The organism is Frigidibacter sp. (genome assembly GCF_030695035.1).
Lineage (GTDB): Bacteria > Pseudomonadota > Alphaproteobacteria > Rhodobacterales > Rhodobacteraceae > Frigidibacter.
Genome location: NZ_JAUYTT010000008.1, coordinates 533,851 through 548,851 on the forward strand (window position 1 = coordinate 533,851; position 15,001 = coordinate 548,851).

General features: G+C 66.6%; 13 protein-coding genes. 8 read left to right on the top strand and 5 right to left on the bottom strand.

Annotated elements, in window-relative coordinates:
* The first annotated feature begins 109 nt into the window (after positions 1-109).
* Together Q8S30_RS06725 and Q8S30_RS06730 are read left to right on the top strand one after the other, a co-directional pair.
* On the top strand, positions 110-1,081 hold the full coding sequence (locus Q8S30_RS06725; RefSeq protein ID WP_305665256.1) for a helix-turn-helix domain-containing protein: 972 nt from the start codon (positions 110-112) through the stop codon (positions 1,079-1,081).
* Between the two features lie 285 nt (positions 1,082-1,366).
* Positions 1,367-2,473 carry a TRAP transporter substrate-binding protein gene (locus Q8S30_RS06730; protein ID WP_305665257.1) on the top strand — a complete coding sequence of 369 codons (1,107 nt, stop codon included), beginning with the start codon at positions 1,367-1,369 and terminating at the stop codon, positions 2,471-2,473.
* Between the two features lie 302 nt (positions 2,474-2,775).
* Here the strand turns inward: Q8S30_RS06730 and Q8S30_RS06735 are convergent, their stop codons facing one another.
* The 3 genes from Q8S30_RS06735 to Q8S30_RS06745 all read right to left on the bottom strand — a co-directional run bounded on the left by Q8S30_RS06735 (position 2,776) and on the right by Q8S30_RS06745 (position 7,010).
* A complete protein-coding gene (locus Q8S30_RS06735) occupies positions 2,776-4,563 on the bottom strand; it encodes a TRAP transporter large permease subunit (protein WP_305665258.1) in 1,788 nt (595 codons plus the stop codon).
* A complete protein-coding gene (locus Q8S30_RS06740) occupies positions 4,560-5,144 on the bottom strand; it encodes a TRAP transporter small permease subunit (protein ID WP_305665259.1) in 585 nt (194 codons plus the stop codon). Before Q8S30_RS06740 ends, Q8S30_RS06735 begins: the two co-directional genes overlap by 4 nt.
* Positions 5,145-5,408: 264 nt before the next feature.
* Entirely contained in the window at positions 5,409-7,010 is a 1,602-nt protein-coding gene (locus tag Q8S30_RS06745) for a glucan biosynthesis protein (RefSeq protein ID WP_305665260.1), read from the bottom strand.
* A 235-nt stretch (positions 7,011-7,245) separates the two neighbouring features.
* On the opposite strand from Q8S30_RS06745, the gene Q8S30_RS06750 reads away from it, so the two are divergent.
* The 6 genes from Q8S30_RS06750 to Q8S30_RS06775 all read left to right on the top strand — a co-directional run bounded on the left by Q8S30_RS06750 (position 7,246) and on the right by Q8S30_RS06775 (position 12,921).
* Positions 7,246-8,049: an alpha/beta hydrolase gene (locus Q8S30_RS06750; RefSeq protein WP_305665261.1), complete on the top strand. Its 804-nt coding sequence runs from the start codon at positions 7,246-7,248 to the stop codon at positions 8,047-8,049.
* A 373-nt stretch (positions 8,050-8,422) separates the two neighbouring features.
* A complete protein-coding gene (locus Q8S30_RS06755; RefSeq protein WP_371135478.1) occupies positions 8,423-9,466 on the top strand; it encodes an ABC transporter substrate-binding protein in 1,044 nt (347 codons plus the stop codon).
* Positions 9,467-9,644: 178 nt separating this feature from the next.
* Positions 9,645-10,451, top strand: a complete 807-nt coding sequence (locus Q8S30_RS06760; RefSeq protein WP_305665680.1) for an ABC transporter permease subunit — start codon at positions 9,645-9,647, stop codon at positions 10,449-10,451.
* Complete coding sequence (locus Q8S30_RS06765; protein ID WP_305665681.1) at positions 10,451-11,239, top strand: ABC transporter permease; 789 nt, start codon at positions 10,451-10,453, stop codon at positions 11,237-11,239. Before Q8S30_RS06760 ends, Q8S30_RS06765 begins: the two co-directional genes overlap by 1 nt.
* Positions 11,239-12,288, top strand: coding sequence for an ABC transporter ATP-binding protein (locus Q8S30_RS06770; protein ID WP_305665263.1), 1,050 nt, complete (start codon positions 11,239-11,241; stop codon positions 12,286-12,288). Before Q8S30_RS06765 ends, Q8S30_RS06770 begins: the two co-directional genes overlap by 1 nt.
* 90 nt (positions 12,289-12,378) lie before the next feature.
* A complete protein-coding gene (locus tag Q8S30_RS06775) occupies positions 12,379-12,921 on the top strand; it encodes an alpha/beta hydrolase (protein ID WP_305665264.1) in 543 nt (180 codons plus the stop codon).
* 30 nt (positions 12,922-12,951) lie between these two features.
* Here the strand turns inward: Q8S30_RS06775 and Q8S30_RS06780 are convergent, their stop codons facing one another.
* Positions 12,952-14,040, bottom strand: a complete 1,089-nt coding sequence (locus tag Q8S30_RS06780) for a twin-arginine translocation signal domain-containing protein (protein ID WP_305665265.1) — start codon at positions 14,038-14,040, stop codon at positions 12,952-12,954.
* Between the two features lie 60 nt (positions 14,041-14,100).
* Complete coding sequence (locus tag Q8S30_RS06785; protein ID WP_305665266.1) at positions 14,101-14,856, bottom strand: DeoR/GlpR family DNA-binding transcription regulator; 756 nt, start codon at positions 14,854-14,856, stop codon at positions 14,101-14,103.
* Positions 14,857-15,001: the final 145 nt, after the last annotated feature.

Sequence of the window (15,001 nt, forward strand, 5' to 3'; positions counted from 1 at the left end):
TTCCATTTGCGACGCGCCGATGCCGCTTTCGGCTGGCGCCTGCACCGGCCGTTCGCTGCGCCCGCACAAGAGCCTTGCGCGAAACAGGGCAAGCACCTAACCCATTCACATGTCCGAGAGCACGCCCCTCCCCGCCGCGCAGGTCATCGCCCTGCTTGTCCTGCCGCAGACGCCGATGCTGGCCATCGCGGCGGTGATCGACCCGCTGCGCGAGGCGAATGCGGTGCTTGAGCATGAGGCCTATGTCTGGCGACTGCTGTCTTCGGCGAGCCTGGGGGCGCCGCTGGCCGATGGCAGCGAGCCTGCCTATGCCGGAAGCACCCCCGATGCCGCAGGCGCCGATGCGCTGATCGTGCTGGCGGGGCCGTGGCAGGGCTGGATGGACTCGCGTGCGTTGCTGCGGCCGATCCGGCGGGTCGTGCCGCAGATCGGTTGTCTGGGCGCGGTCGGGGGCGGCGTGCGGGTGCTGGCCGCCACGGGCGAGTTGGACGGGATCAAGGTTGCCTGCACGCCGGAGGCCGCCGCCGACCTGGTCGCCGCCCATCCCGCCGTTGCCGCGACCGCCGCGCCCTGGGCCTGGGCCAAGAGCCGGATGACCGCCGCGACCCCACTTGGCGGCACCGGCATGATGCTGCAGATGCTGCGCGCCCGGCATGGGGCCGATCCGGCGGGCGAGGTCGCCGCGCGGCTCGGCTGGCCCGTGTCGGCATCCGCCCCGGCGACGACCAGCGGCACCGGCGGCGACCCGCGGGTGGCGGCAGCTATCGCCCAGATGCAGGCCAGCATCGCCGCCCCGCAAAGCGCCGCCGCCATCGCGCAGGGCCTTGGCATCTCCTCCCGTCGGCTCGAAGGGCTGTTCCGGGCCGAGCTTGGCACCGGCCCCGGCGCCTATGCGCTGGACCTGCGGCTGGCGGCCGCGCGGGCCCTTGTCGAGGCGGGGACAGAGCCGCTGGCAGCCATCGCCGCGGCCACTGGATTCTCCTCGGCCGGCACGCTCGCCCGGGCGTTTCGCAGCCGCTATGACATCAGCCCCTCGGCCCTGCGCCGGCAGGCTGATTCCCAAGCGCCTGCACAGGGTTAAGCGGCGTTCTTCACGCACCAATGCCCGCGCCGCTTTCTTGGGCAGCGCCGCATTCCTTCGCCCAGAAGCCGGGCATCTGAGCCCGAATGCCAGTGCCGCACCCGGCGCCGCCCCCCTGCGCTCTTGCGCCGCGCAAAGTGAGCGCTGCCAAGGCCTTCGCGCGCGCTGGACAGACCGCCTGCGCCGTGTAAGGTGATCGCGCAACTCTCCGGGGAGGAGGCGGCAACGCCCGTGGGCTTACCCCCAACCGGACTGCAGCATGAGTGCCATAACTGGGAGGATTCCATGGACCGTCGTTCATTTCTGACAAAGGCCGCCATTGGCGGCGCCGGCGCGGCCGCAGCGGCCACGCTTGCCGCGCCCGCCATCGCGCAGGCCAACCCGAAGGTCACCTGGCGGCTGACCTCGTCTTTCCCCAAATCGCTGGACACCATCTATGGCGGCGCTGACGTGCTGGCCAAGTACCTGACCGAGGCGACCGACGGCAACTTCACCATCCAGCCCTTCGCGGCCGGTGAGATCGTCCCGGGCCTGCAGGCTGCGGATGCGGTGACCAATGGTACCGTCGAGGCGTGCCACACCGTCGGCTACTACTACTGGGGGAAAGATCCCACGTTTGCCGTGGCGGCTGCGGTTCCGTTCTCGCTCTCGGCGCGCGGCATCAACGCCTGGCATTACCACGGCGGCGGCATCGACCTCTACAACGAGTTCCTGGCGCAGCATAACATCTTCGCCCTGCCCGGCGGCAATACCGGCGTGCAGATGGGTGGCTGGTTCCGCAAGGAGATCAACACCGTCGAGGACATGAAGGGCCTGAAGATGCGCGTCGGCGGCTTTGCCGGCAAGGTCATGGAACGCCTCGGCGTCGTGCCGCAGCAGATCGCGGGCGGCGACATCTATCCGTCGCTGGAAAAAGGCACCATCGACGCCGCCGAATGGGTCGGCCCGTATGACGATGAGAAGCTCGGCTTCTTCAAGGTCGCGCCCTACTACTACTACCCCGGCTGGTGGGAAGGTGGCCCGACGGTCCACTTCTTCTTCAACAAGGGCGCCTATGAGGGGCTGCCGCCGGCCTATCAGTCGCTGCTGCGCACCGCTTGCCAGGCGACCGATGCCGACATGCTGCAGAAGTACGACTACAAGAACCCGGCCGCGATCAAGTCGCTGGTCGCGCAAGGCACCCAGCTGCGCCCGTTCAGCCCCGAGATCCTGTCGGCCTGCTTCGAGGCAGCCAACGAAGTCTATGCCGAGATGGAAGCCACCAACCCGGCTTTCAAGAAGATCTGGGAATCCATCAAGGCCTTCCGGTCCGAGAACTACACCTGGGCCCAGATCGCCGAGTACAACTATGACACCTTCATGATGGTGCAGCAGAACGCCGGCAAGCTCTGAGATCAGAGCAGGTTATGGCATGACAGGGCCCCCGGAGCGTTTGGCGCTCCGGGGGTTTTTTGTTTGGGGGTAGTTGCTGTCATAGGGTAGCGCCTGTCCGCCGGGTGGGCGCTGCAACGCCCATTCTAGGCACTCTATGGTGCGGCCCAACAAGCGCCTACCCGAGGGGGCGGACGGGCGCTGCCCGGCGGCACTAAAGCGCCTTGTTCCGGGCAAGAGGGTAAAACGTGTCTGGCGGCCTCCCGAACGAAGGCCGGCGGCCCTTTCGGGCCGCCGGTCTGGTCGCAGGGGCCGAAGGCCTCTCAGTTCGCCGGTGCAGGTGCCTGCAGCCCGGGCGGGAGCCCGAGGCCCGGTACGGCCGGCGCAGGAGCGGGAGCTGCCCCCGGGGCCGGGGCAGCGCCGGGCGCTCCCAGACCTCCGCCCAAGCCGCCGCCGAGGCCTCCGCCCAAGCCGCCCCCAAGCCCGCCAGCACCGAGGCCGGGCATCTGCGGCAAGGTGATGGTCACGTTCGAAGTGTCGATGACCGGCCCCTTGTAATGCATCACCATCTGCGGGAACGAGATCACCACCGCGATCATCACGATCTGGATGAACACGAAGGGCACGGCCCCCCAGTAGATCTGCGCCGTGGTCACGGGCTGCATCGTGATCCCGGTGACCTTGTCGACATAGGGTGATTTCGGCGCGACCGATCGCAGGAAGAACAGCGCAAAGCCGAAGGGCGGGTGCATGAACGAGGTCTGCATATTCACCCCGAGGATCACCCCGAACCAGATCAGGTCGATGCCAAGGCTCTCGGCCGCGGGGGCCAGCAGCGGCACGATGATGAAGGCCAGCTCGAAGAAGTCGAGGAAGAAGGCCAGGAAGAACACCAGCACCGACACCGCGATCAGGAACCCGGTCTCGCCGCCCGGCAGCGAGGTCAGCAGATGCTCGACCCAGATATGCCCGTTGACCCCGTAGAAGGTCAGCGAGAATACCCGCGCGCCGATCAGAATGAACATGACGAAGGCCGAGAGCCGCGTGGTCGAGGCCAGCGCCTGGGTGATGACGGTCAGGCTGAGCCGGCCCTTGACGGCTGCCAGGAACAGCGCCCCCACCGCGCCCATCGCGCCGCCCTCGGTCGGCGTGGCGATGCCGAGGAAGATGGTGCCAAGCACGAGGAAGATCAGCGCCAGCGGCGGGATCAGCACGATGATGACCTGCTGCGCCAGCCGCGACATCGCGTTGATCTTCAGGCCCTTGTCGAGCAGGGCGACGATGTAGATGAAGATCACCGCCGCCGCCGCGCCCAGAATGTCGGCATTTGCGCCGTGGGTCGGGGCCAGCCAGACATGGGTGCCGTAGCCGATGGCCATGCAGACCGCCAGCGCGACGGCCAGCGAGGTGACGCCATTGCCGAGGGTCCGCGCCTCGAGCGGCAGCGCCGGCATCGAGGCGGGGCGGAACACCGACATCACGAAGACATAGCCCATGTAGAGCGCAGTCAGCACCATGCCGGGGATCAGCGCGCCCTTGTACATGTCGCCCACCGACCGGCCGAGCTGGTCGGCCAGAACGATCAGCACAAGGCTGGGCGGGATGATCTGCGCCAGCGTGCCCGAGGCGGCGATGACGCCCGAGGCGATGCGCCGGTCATAGCCATAGCGCAGCATGATCGGCAGCGAGATCAGCCCCATCGCGATCACCGAGGCGGCAACGACGCCGGTGGTGGCGGCCAGCAGCGCGCCGACGATGATCACCGCATAGGCGAGGCCGCCGCGCACCGGGCCGAAGAGCTGGCCGATGGTATCCAGCAGATCCTCGGCCATGCCCGAGCGTTCCAGCAAGATGCCCATGAAGGTGAAGAACGGGATCGCCAGCAGCGTCTCGTTCGACATCACCCCCCACATCCGTTCAGGCATCGCGTTGAGCAAGGGCCAGCTGAGGTTGATCGAGCCGCCCGACATCGGCGCAAGCTCGACCCCGATGAAGAAGAACAGAAGACCATTGGCGGCCAGCGCGAAGGCGACCGGATAGCCGACCAGCAAAAAGCCGATCAGCGACAGGAACATGATCGGCGCCATGTTCTGCGCGATGAACTCCATCATTTGCGGATCTCCTCCACCAGCGCTGCGCCTTCCTTCTCGGCTGCCTCATGGGCAGAGATGAAGGGGGTGGGATCGTCCATCAGCCCGCGCATCACCGCGATCTTCTTGATGATCTCGGAAATGCCCTGAAAAAACAGCAGCGTGAAGCCTGCCAGCAGCAGCGCCTTGGCCGGCCAGATTACCAGCCCGCCCGAGTTGTTGGACATCTCCCCCGAGCGGATCGACATCGAGACATAGGGGATGAACAGATAGATCATCAGCACCAGGAAAGGCATCAGGAAGAACACATGGCCGAAGAGGTCGATCCAGTGCTGCACCCGGCGCGAGAAGGCGCCATAAACGATGTCGATGCGGATATGCTCGTTTTGCTTCAGCGTGTAGGCCGCCGCCAGCAGGAACGCCGCGCCGAACAGATACCATTGCAGTTCCAGCCAGGAATTCGACGATACGTTCATCGTCTTGCGGATCACCGCATTGGTGGCGCTGACCAGCACCGCCACCAGGATCAGCCAGGACACGGCCTTTCCGATGATCTCATTCACCCGGTCGATGACTGCAGACAGGGTTAGTAAACCACCCATAGCCGTCCTCCCTCACATTCAGTTCACCCCCCGCTACGGTGCCGCAGCGGGTCCTGCTTCCCTATGGCCGAGGCATGGGAATGCGTCAATCGGAACAGGTCCGAAACGGCCTTAAAAGAACGGAATTCCGGGGCTTTGGCGGGTGACACAGCGACGCGGTCGATGGCCCGGGCCGCCGCCCCCGCGCGGGGGCGCTGCCCCCGCACCCCCGGGATATTTGGGCAAAGAAGAGGGGGACGTACGGGGGAGCGAGTCTTGGCGCCCTTACCGGGCGCGGTCGTATTGCGCGGGCTGGACCTGACCGAGCCAGGTTTCGGTGAGAGGCGCGCCGTTGCGCGACAGATAGGCGCGCATGTCCACCGTCTCCACCCCCGGGGCGGCGATGTCGAAGATCAGCCGCCAGCGGTCGGTGCCCACCACCGGCAGGGTGTAGGCCTGCACCAGCTCTACCCCTTCGGGCAGGGTGATCTCAGGCGTCACGCCGTCCTGCTGGCCGAGGCCCTTGACTGCGGGACCCTCGAAATCCAGCACCATCTTGAGGTGCCCCGGCGGGCGCGGATGGCCCGGGATGCCGCCGGCGCCAATGCGGGTGGCGACGGTGCGGGCGAGCGGCGTTTCGACCGGCGCGTCGATGCCCCAATGCATCTTGTAGTCGAACTGCATCGCGCTGCCGGCCTGTGGCTGATCGGCCGGGTTCCAGAAGGCGACGATATTGTCGTAGATCTCGTCATTGGTCGGGATCTCGACAAGTTGCACGGCGCCCTTGCCCCAGCCCGACAGCGGCTCGATCCAGACGGCGGGGCGCTTGTCGTAGAAGACCCCGTCATCCTCGTAATTGGCATAGTTGCGGTCGCGCTGGATCAGGCCGAAACCTCTGATGTCCTGCCCGAAGAAGCTCGAGGTGACGACGCGGGCCGGGTTGTTCAGCGGGCGCCAGATCTGCTCGCCATTGCCCATGACCATCATCAGCCCGTCAGTGTCATGCACCTCGGGGCGCCAGTCGAAGCCGAGCACGCGGTTGGTTTCGGAATACCAGAACATCGAGGTCAGCGGGCCGATCCCCAGCCGTTCGACCGGGGCGCGGAAGAACAGGCGGCTGGAGATTTCCATGACCTGGCCCTTGCCCTCGGCATTCGTGGTCTTAATCCGGTAGGCGCCGGTGACGGAGGGGCTGTCCATCAGAGCGTGGATCACCACGTCCGAGGAGCCATCGGCGGGCTTCTCGATGTAGAACTCGGTGAAGCGGGGAAATTCCTCGGGGGTGCCAAGGCCGGTGTCGAGCGCGAGGCCGCGGGCCGAGAGCCCGTATTGGCGCAGCGCGCCATCGGTGCGGAAATAGGCGCCGCCGAGGAAGCTGATCCAGTCGGTCTTCAGATCCTCGCGCATCAGGCGGAAGCCGGCAAAGCCGGTGCCTTCCGTGAGGTCGCGGGCCGGGCTGTCCTCGGGCATGTCGAAGAAGCGCGGGTCATAGACCACCTCGCGCGACTGGTCGCCCTCGACCATGGCCATCTTTACCGGGCTGCGGAAATAGGTGCCGAGGTGGAAGAACTGCACCGGCACCTCGCCGACCTTGACGGTGGCCTCGGGCCGGAAGCGGATGCGCCAATGTGCGTCATAGTCGATCCGCTCCAGCACCTCGGGCTGCGCCACCTTCGGGGCCTGATAGGGCGCGGCGGCCAGTGCCTTGGCCCGTTCGGCCAGCAGCTCGAACGAGAACGGCTGCGGCGCGGCGAGGGCCGGGTTGAAGGGCGCGGCGGTTTCGGCCGAGACCTGGGTCACCGTCTCGGCGGTGGCGGCGAGGGGCAGCGCCAGCGCGACGAGCGCCGCGAGACGGAAGATGGGGCGGAACGGGGCGGGACGGCGCAAGGCGGGACTCCACGGGATGGATGTATCAGGGGCGCTATGTCGCCTGACATGGCCAAAAAGCAAGAGGGTTCTGCGTGGCGGGGCCCCGGAATGCTGCACGCGCGAGATTTCGCGCGGCCGCTGTTCCGAAACCGGCCGGGTTCTGCCGTTTTTGGGATATCGGGACGGCATGCGGGGCCTTGCGGCGGCGCTGCGGGTTGGGGAATGTGGCCCGGGCCAGGATGGGAGACAGGCGATGCGCGACTGGGACGATGCCTATGCCAACGGGGCCCATATTCCGGGTGCGGAGGGTTTCGTGCCACACTGGCAGGCCGAGGCGGAGGCGTTCCGGGAGGCGGCGGGCGGGCAGATCGACATCGCCTATGGCGCGGGGCCGCGTGAGCGGCTGGACCTGTTCCTGCCGGAGAGGGCGCCGGGCGGGCTCTGTGTCTTCGTGCATGGCGGCTACTGGAAGGCCTTCGACAAGTCGGTCTGGTCGCATCTGGCGGCGGGGGCGCGGGCGCAGGGATGGGCGGTCGCCCTGCCCTCCTATCCGCTGGCGCCGGAGGCACGGATTTCGGAGATCACCGCGGCGGTGGCGCGGGCGATTACCCACGCCGCTGCGCTGGTGCCCGGGCCTGTGCGGCTGGCAGGGCATTCGGCAGGCGGGCATCTGGTGGCGCGGATGGTTTGCACGGACACGCCGTTGCCCGAGGCGGTGGTGGCGCGGGTGGAACATGTGCTGAGCATCAGCGGCGTGCATGACCTGCGCCCGCTGCTGGCGACGCAGATGAACGACGTGCTGGGGCTGACGCTGGAGGAAGCGCGGGCGGAGAGCCCTGCCCTTGCCGAACCGCGCCCCGGAACGCGGCTGACCGCTTGGGTCGGCGCGGCAGAGCGGCCGGAGTTTCGCCGCCAGTCGGCGCTGATCGCCAATGCCTGGGCCGGGTTCGACACCGAGATGCGGCTGGTCGAGGTGCCTGGCCGGCACCATTTCGACGTGATCGCGGATCTGGCATCTCCCGTGAGCGCGCTGACCCGGGCCTTTGCCGGAGCCTGAGCGGCAGCGCAGACGAATCGACCGATTCGGCCGGGCCCGCCCTTCACCCACAGGTTGAACGCGCAGATTCGCCGCCCTGCCCCCCAAGCCAAGTCCTTACGCCATCACGGCTTCTGCCCGCAATAGCAGCACATCGCGCCAGAGGTTCTGCTTTCGTTTGCCTGCGAACGAGACTGTTGCCAGACGGCGCGTCCCGCGCTTAGCTGCTGTCACATGATTGACGTATCCGAGAGATAGGCGTCCGGACATCGGCCCTCCGGTTCTCACCGCAGGGCCCCTCTGATCCAACCGGACCTTTAGGGAGTTTGAAATGAAATCGACCGTGAAAGCGTCGGGCGCCATTGCCCTTGCCGCGCTGCTGGCCTCGACCGCGATGGTCTCGGCCCAGTCGCTGGCCGAGCTGGAAGCTGCTGCCAAAGCCGAAGGCATGCTGACCACCATCGCCCTGCCGCATGACTGGTGCGGCTATGGCGCCGTGATCGAGGGCTTCAAGGCGAAGTACCCGGAAATCACCGTGAACGAACTGAACCCGGATGCGGGTTCGGCGGACGAGCTGGAAGCGGTTCGCGCCAACAAGGACAACACCGGCCCGCAGGCGCCGGACGTTCTGGACGTGGGCCTGGCCTTCGGTCCGCAGGCGCAGGCCGAAGGGCTGCTGATGCCCTACAAGGTCTCGACCTGGGATGAGATCCCGGCCGAGGTGAAGGACCCCGATGGCCACTGGTATGCCGACTACTACGGCGTGATGGCCTTCGGCGTGAACACCGACCTGATCGAGACCGTTCCGACCAAGTGGGAAGACCTGCTGAACAGCGAATACGCGGCCTCCTTCGCGCTGACCGGCGACCCGCGCGCCTCCAACCAGGCGATCCTCGGCGTCATGTCAGCCGGCATGTCGCGCGGCGGCGAGCCGGGCGAAGAGTCGGGCAAGCTGGGCCTCGAGCTGATGGCGGAAATGAACAAGGCCGGGAACTTCGTTCCGGTTGCGGGCAAGACCGGCACCATCGCGCAGGGCCAGACCCCGATCGTCGCTGCCTGGGACTACAACCTGCTGGCCTGGCGTGACAGCCTCGCGGGCAACCCGCCGATGGAAATCGTGATCCCGGAAGGCCCGAGCCTTGCTGGCGTCTACGTGCAGGCGATCTCGGCCTACGCCCCGCATCCGAACGCTGCGAAGCTGTGGATGGAATACCTCTATTCGGACGAAGGTCAGCTTGGCTGGCTGGCTGGCTACTGCCACCCCGCCCGTTTCGTGGCGATGACCGAAGCCGGCAAGATCCCGCAAGAGATGCTGGACAAGCTGCCCCCGGCCGAGGGCTATGCCCGCGCCGTGTTCCCGACCGTGGAACAGCAGGAAGCCAACAAGAAAGTGGTTTCCGAGCAGTGGGACGCCGTCGTCGGCGCCAACGTCCAGTGATCTGACACCCGCGCCCGCCCTTTGAGAAAGGGGCGGGCGCTTCTCTGTCCGGAGCCGCCCGATGACCGACGCAACCCTTGCTGCTCCGGCGCCCGAGCCGGTGGAAGTTCAGGCCCCGCGCCCGCGCCCTTCACGGGCAGCGGCGCTGCCGCTGAAATGGCTGGGCGTCGCGCCCTTCATGCTGTTCGCGCTGCTGTTCCTGATCATGCCGACCATCCATATCGTGCTGGGGGCGTTCCAGACGCCCGAGGGCGCCTTCACCCTGCGCAACCTGCAGGGGCTGGCCGTGCCGCAGGTGGTGCGCCCGTTCATGCTGTCGATCAAGATCAGCGTGTTGACCGCGGGCCTTGGCTGCCTCTTCGGCCTGATCCTTGCCGCCGCCGTCACCAAGGGCGGGCTGCCGGGCTGGATCCGCGATGCGATGCTGACCTTCTCGGGCGTTGCGTCGAACTTCGCCGGGGTGCCGCTGGCCTTTGCCTTCATCGCCACGCTGGGGCGGCTGGGGCTGGTGACGGTGATCCTGAAGGAGGTGTTCGGCATCAACCTTGCCGCGACCGGGTTCAACCTGATCAGCTTTCTGGGCCTGACGCTGACCTACCTGTATTTCCAGATCCCGCTGATGATCCTGATCATCACCCCCGCGCTGGACGGGCTGAAGCGCGAATGGCGCGAGGCGGCCGAGATCCTGGGCGCGAGCGGGTCGCAATACTGGCGCATGGTGGCGCTGCCGGTGCTGTGGCCGTCCTTGCTGGGCACCTTCGCGCTGCTGTTTGCCAATTCCTTCGGGGCCGTCGCCACCGCGATGGCGCTGACCGGATCGTCGCTGTCCATCGTGCCGATCATCCTGTTTGCGCAGATCCGCGGTGACGTGCTGCAAGACCCGCATCTGGGCTATGCCATCGCCTTTGGCATGATCGTCATCACCGGCATCGCCAACCTCGTCTATATCGTGCTGCGCACCCGCGCCGAGAAGTGGATCAAATGATGGGATCGCCGCGCTTCTGGTCCTGGGCCGCCCTTGTCGCTGGCCTGCTGTATTTCTTCCTGCCGCTGGTGGGCATGTTCGAATTCTCGCTGCGCGCCCGGCGCGGGGAGTATTCGTTCCAGGCCTACACCAACGTGCTGAGCGATCCGCAATTCCGCGAGACCTTCATGTATTCGGTGGTGGTCGCGCTCTTCACCATCGTGCTGGGGGTGCTGATCGTGGCGCCCACCGCCTTCTGGGTGCGGCTGAAGCTGCCGAAACTGCGCCCGGTGATCGAGTTCATCACGCTGCTGCCGCTGGTGATCCCGCCCATCGTGATCGTCTTCGGCTATATCCGCCTCTACAACACTTCCAGCTGGCTGCCGCTGACCGGCACCGCGATGGGGACCAATATCCTGCTGACCTTCGGCTATTCGGTGCTGGCGCTGCCCTACATGTACCGCGCCGTGGATACCGGGCTGCGCACCATCGACGTCGCGACGCTGACCGAGGCGGCGCAGAGCATGGGCGCCAGCTGGTTCACCATCATCACCAAGCTGATCTTGCCCAATATCCTGTCGGCCATCCTGTCGGGGGCGTTCCTGACCTTCGCCATCGTGATCGGCGAATACGTCTTTGCGGCGCTGCTGAACCGGCCGGGCTTCGGGCCCTACATGGTCTGGATGGGCGGCAACAAGGCCTATGAACCGGCCGCGCTGGCGGTCATCGCCTTCGGCATCACATGGGCCTGCATGGGTGTGATCCAGCTGGCCACGCGACTTTCCAAACATAACAGGGTGCAACGCTGATGGCCTTCCTGAAGATCGAGCATCTGGAGAAATCCTTCGGCTCCACCCGTGTGGTCAAGGATTTCGACCTCGAGATCCAAAAGGGCGAATTCATCTCGCTGCTTGGCCCCTCGGGCTGCGGCAAGACCACGGTGCTGCGGATGGTAGCGGGGTTTGAAACCCCCTCCAGCGGCGCCATCGTCATCGACGACAAGGACGTGGTCGCCCTGCGCCCGAACCAGCGCAATATCGGCATGGTGTTCCAGGCCTATGCGCTGTTCCCCAACCTGACCGTCGGCGAGAACGTCGCCTTCGGCCTGAAGATCAAGGGCGTCGGCAAGGACGAGCGCGAGGCGCGGGTGAAGGAGATGCTGACCATGATCGGCCTGCCCGATCTCGGCAACCGCTACCCATTCCAGCTGTCGGGCGGGCAACAGCAGCGCGTGGCGCTGGCCCGCGCGCTGGCGATCCAGCCGCATGTGCTGCTGCTCGATGAACCGCTGAGCGCGCTTGATGCCAAGATCCGCGTCAGCCTGCGCACCCAGATCCGCGAGATCCAGCGCGAGCTGCAGATCACCACCATCTTCGTGACGCATGACCAGGAAGAGGCGCTGTCGATTTCCGACCGGATCGTGGTGATGAATGGCGGCGTGGCGGAACAGGTCGGCGCGCCCTTCGAGATCTACAACCGTCCGGCCACCCGGTTCGTGGCGCAATTCGTCGGGACGCTGAACCTGATCGAGGCGGATGTGATCGCGCCCGAAAGCGGCACCGTGCGGATCGGCACCACCGAGATCAGCCTTGGCCGGCCGCTGAAACCCGGCCGGGTGACACTGGCCTGCCGGCCCGAGGCGGTGAGCTTGGGCCTCGCCGAAGGGCGCCCGCTGGTGCTGCACGCGGAAATCGGCGAGGTGCATTTCCTTGGCGCGGTGATCCGGGTTCAGGCCCGGGCCGGGCGCACCCAGCTGTCGCTGGACACATTCAACCGCCCCGACACCCCGCCCCCCGCTGCTGGCGACAAGGTGCAGGTCTCGATCTCGCCCGCCGATCTTCTGGTGCTCGAGGCCTGACAGCCTTCACGCAGGCTTGCGCCGCGTGTGCGGAACCGCCCCCTGCGCCCCGCGTTCCCGCTGCAGAGCAGGACACAGGGGCGCAGATCCATGACCAAGACACTGATCATTCCGGGCCGTCACGGCGCGGAGGTCGCCCATTGGCAGCATTGGTGGGCGATGCGAGACCCCGCCGCGCTGATTGTCGCGCAAGAGCCCTGGGCAGCCGATGCCCCCGACGCCTGGGAAATGCAGGTGGCCGGCGCGATCCTGGCGCATCCGGGCGCGATCCTCGTCGGGCATGGCTATGGCGCGGTGGTGGCGGCGCGGCTGCTGACCCATTGGCCGCAGCTGCAGGTCGCAGGCGCGCTGCTGGTGGCCCCGGCTGACCCCGACTCCGGCCCCCTGCCCGAGGGCCGGATCACCGTTCCCGCCCTGTTGGTCGCCAGCCGCAACGACCCGCATCTGCCCTTTGCCGCCGCGATGCATCAGGCGCGGCTATGGGGCGTGGAGCCGGTGGATATCGGCCGCGCCGGGCATATCGATACCGAGGCAGGATTTGGCCCCTGGCCTGAGGGGATGGAGCTGCGCGACGGGCTGCGCCACGGCCTCACCGCCGGACCCGTGGCCCCCCGGATCCGCCGCGGGCGGTAAGAAGGGGCGCCGCAGGGGCGCCCCCTTGGGTCAGCGGTAGGGATACCCGGCCTTTTCCATCGTCGCGGCGTAGCGCTTGAACGCATCCACCACCTTGGCCGAGCGCGGGCTTTCCGCCGCGATCTCATCCCAGAAGGCGGCGGAATCGGCGATCACCTGCTGCCATTCGGCATCGGGAAGCTGGGTCAGCTCCATCTTCTCGCCCTCGACCCGCAGCTTGGCCTCGCCGCCCCAATACCAGACGTTCCGGTAATAATGCGACTGGTCGATGGTCGAGCGGAACAGCTGCTGCAGATGCGGCGGCACTTTGGCCCAGCTTTCGGTATTGGCGAAATAGCTGCCGCACCACGCGCCGGTGACAGAGTTGGTCAGCGCATAGTTGCACACATCGGCCCAGCCGACCTCGTAGGCTTCGGTAAAGCCGCACCAGGCCACGCCGTCCAGCTCGCCGGTCTGCAGCGCGACCTCGACATCGTCCCACGGCACCGTCACCGGGATCAGTCCGTATTTGGACAGGAACCGCCCGGCGGTCGGCACGCCGAACACCCGCTTGCCGTTCATGTCGGCCAGGCTGTTGATCGGGTCGATGGTGAAGATATGCAGCGGATCCCAGGCGCCCGAGGACAGCCAGGTGACATTGTCCACCTCGCCATACGCCTCTTCCCAGATCTCGTTCAGCCCGTAATAGGCAAACATCGCCGGCAGATCGAGGCTGAAGCGGGTGTTGAACGGGAAGTAGCCGCCGAAGACCGAGATATCGACCGGCGAGGCCATCGTGGCATCATCGGATTGCACCGCGTCGATGGTGCCGTTCTGCATGGCGCGGAACAGCTCGGACGTCGGCACCAGTTGGTCGGCGTAATACAGCTCGATCTCCATCTCGCCATTGGCAGCGGCGTTGAAGGCGTCGATCTGCGGCTTGATGACATGCGCACCAAGCGGGGCGCCCGAATAGGTCTGCAGCCGCCACTTGATCGGCGCCGACTGCGCGTTGACATAGGGCGCGGCCAGCGGCGAGGCGGCCAGCGCAGCGCCGCCAAGCCCGGCGCGCTGCAGGAACTTGCGCCGGCTGGCGAGGATCACCTCGGAGGGCGATTGCGTCTTCGGGGTCTCTGTCATCTCTTCACTCCTTGTCATTGTTGCCGGTCTCTCTTGGCCCTCTTCCGGGGCCGCTTGTCGTCAGCGCCAGAGCACCTCGGCCGCCCGCAGCCGGCCTTGCAGCGCGGCGTCGGGTTCAGCTTCGGTCACCAGCATATCCACCCGCCGGGCGGGGCAGACCCGAAACGCCGCCTTGCGACCGAGCTTGGAGCTGTCGGCCAGCAAGATCACCTGATCGGCATTCTCGATCATGGCGCGGGCGATCTGCGATTCATCGAAATCAGCATCGGTCGCCCCGGCGGCGGTGTCAAAGCCCGCCACCGTCAGCAGCGCATGATCGGCCTGGAATGCGGCAATCTGCGCCAGCGCAACCGGGCCCACGGTCTGGTCATTGCCGGCATTGAAGCCGCCCCCCAGCAGGAACACCCGGTTGCCGCGGTCGGCGGCGGCAAAGATCTGCGCGATGCGCAGCGAGTTGGTGATAACAGTGAAGCCCCCCACCGGCGCCAGCGCCTCGGCGGCAATGACTGTCGTCGAGCCGGTGTCGATGAACAGCGTATCCCCCGGCTCGACCAGCTGCACCAGCTTCTCGGCGATGATGCGTTTGGCGGCGGCATTCTGGGTCATCCGCTCCTGAAAGCTGCCCTCGGTCAGCAGCCGCAGCCGCTTGGCCCCACCATGCACCTTCTGCACCAGCCCGCCTTCGGCCAATTGGGCAAGGTCGCGGCGGATGGTTTCGGCCGACACCCCGAAGCGGTCGGCAAGCGCCTCGACCGACATCTGGCCTTCCTGGCCGATGGCTTCTGCGATCCCTGCCTGGCGCGCCTTGGGTTTCATGCAGCCTCCTGCTTTCACAAGCGAAGCCGAACGCGCCTGCGTGTGTCAACGGTTTTTACCAGAAATATGGCAAGGAAACTGACCGAACCTTGTGGAATTGTTGACTGAACGGGCAAGTCATGGCAAATCCGGGAAGACCTGCCCC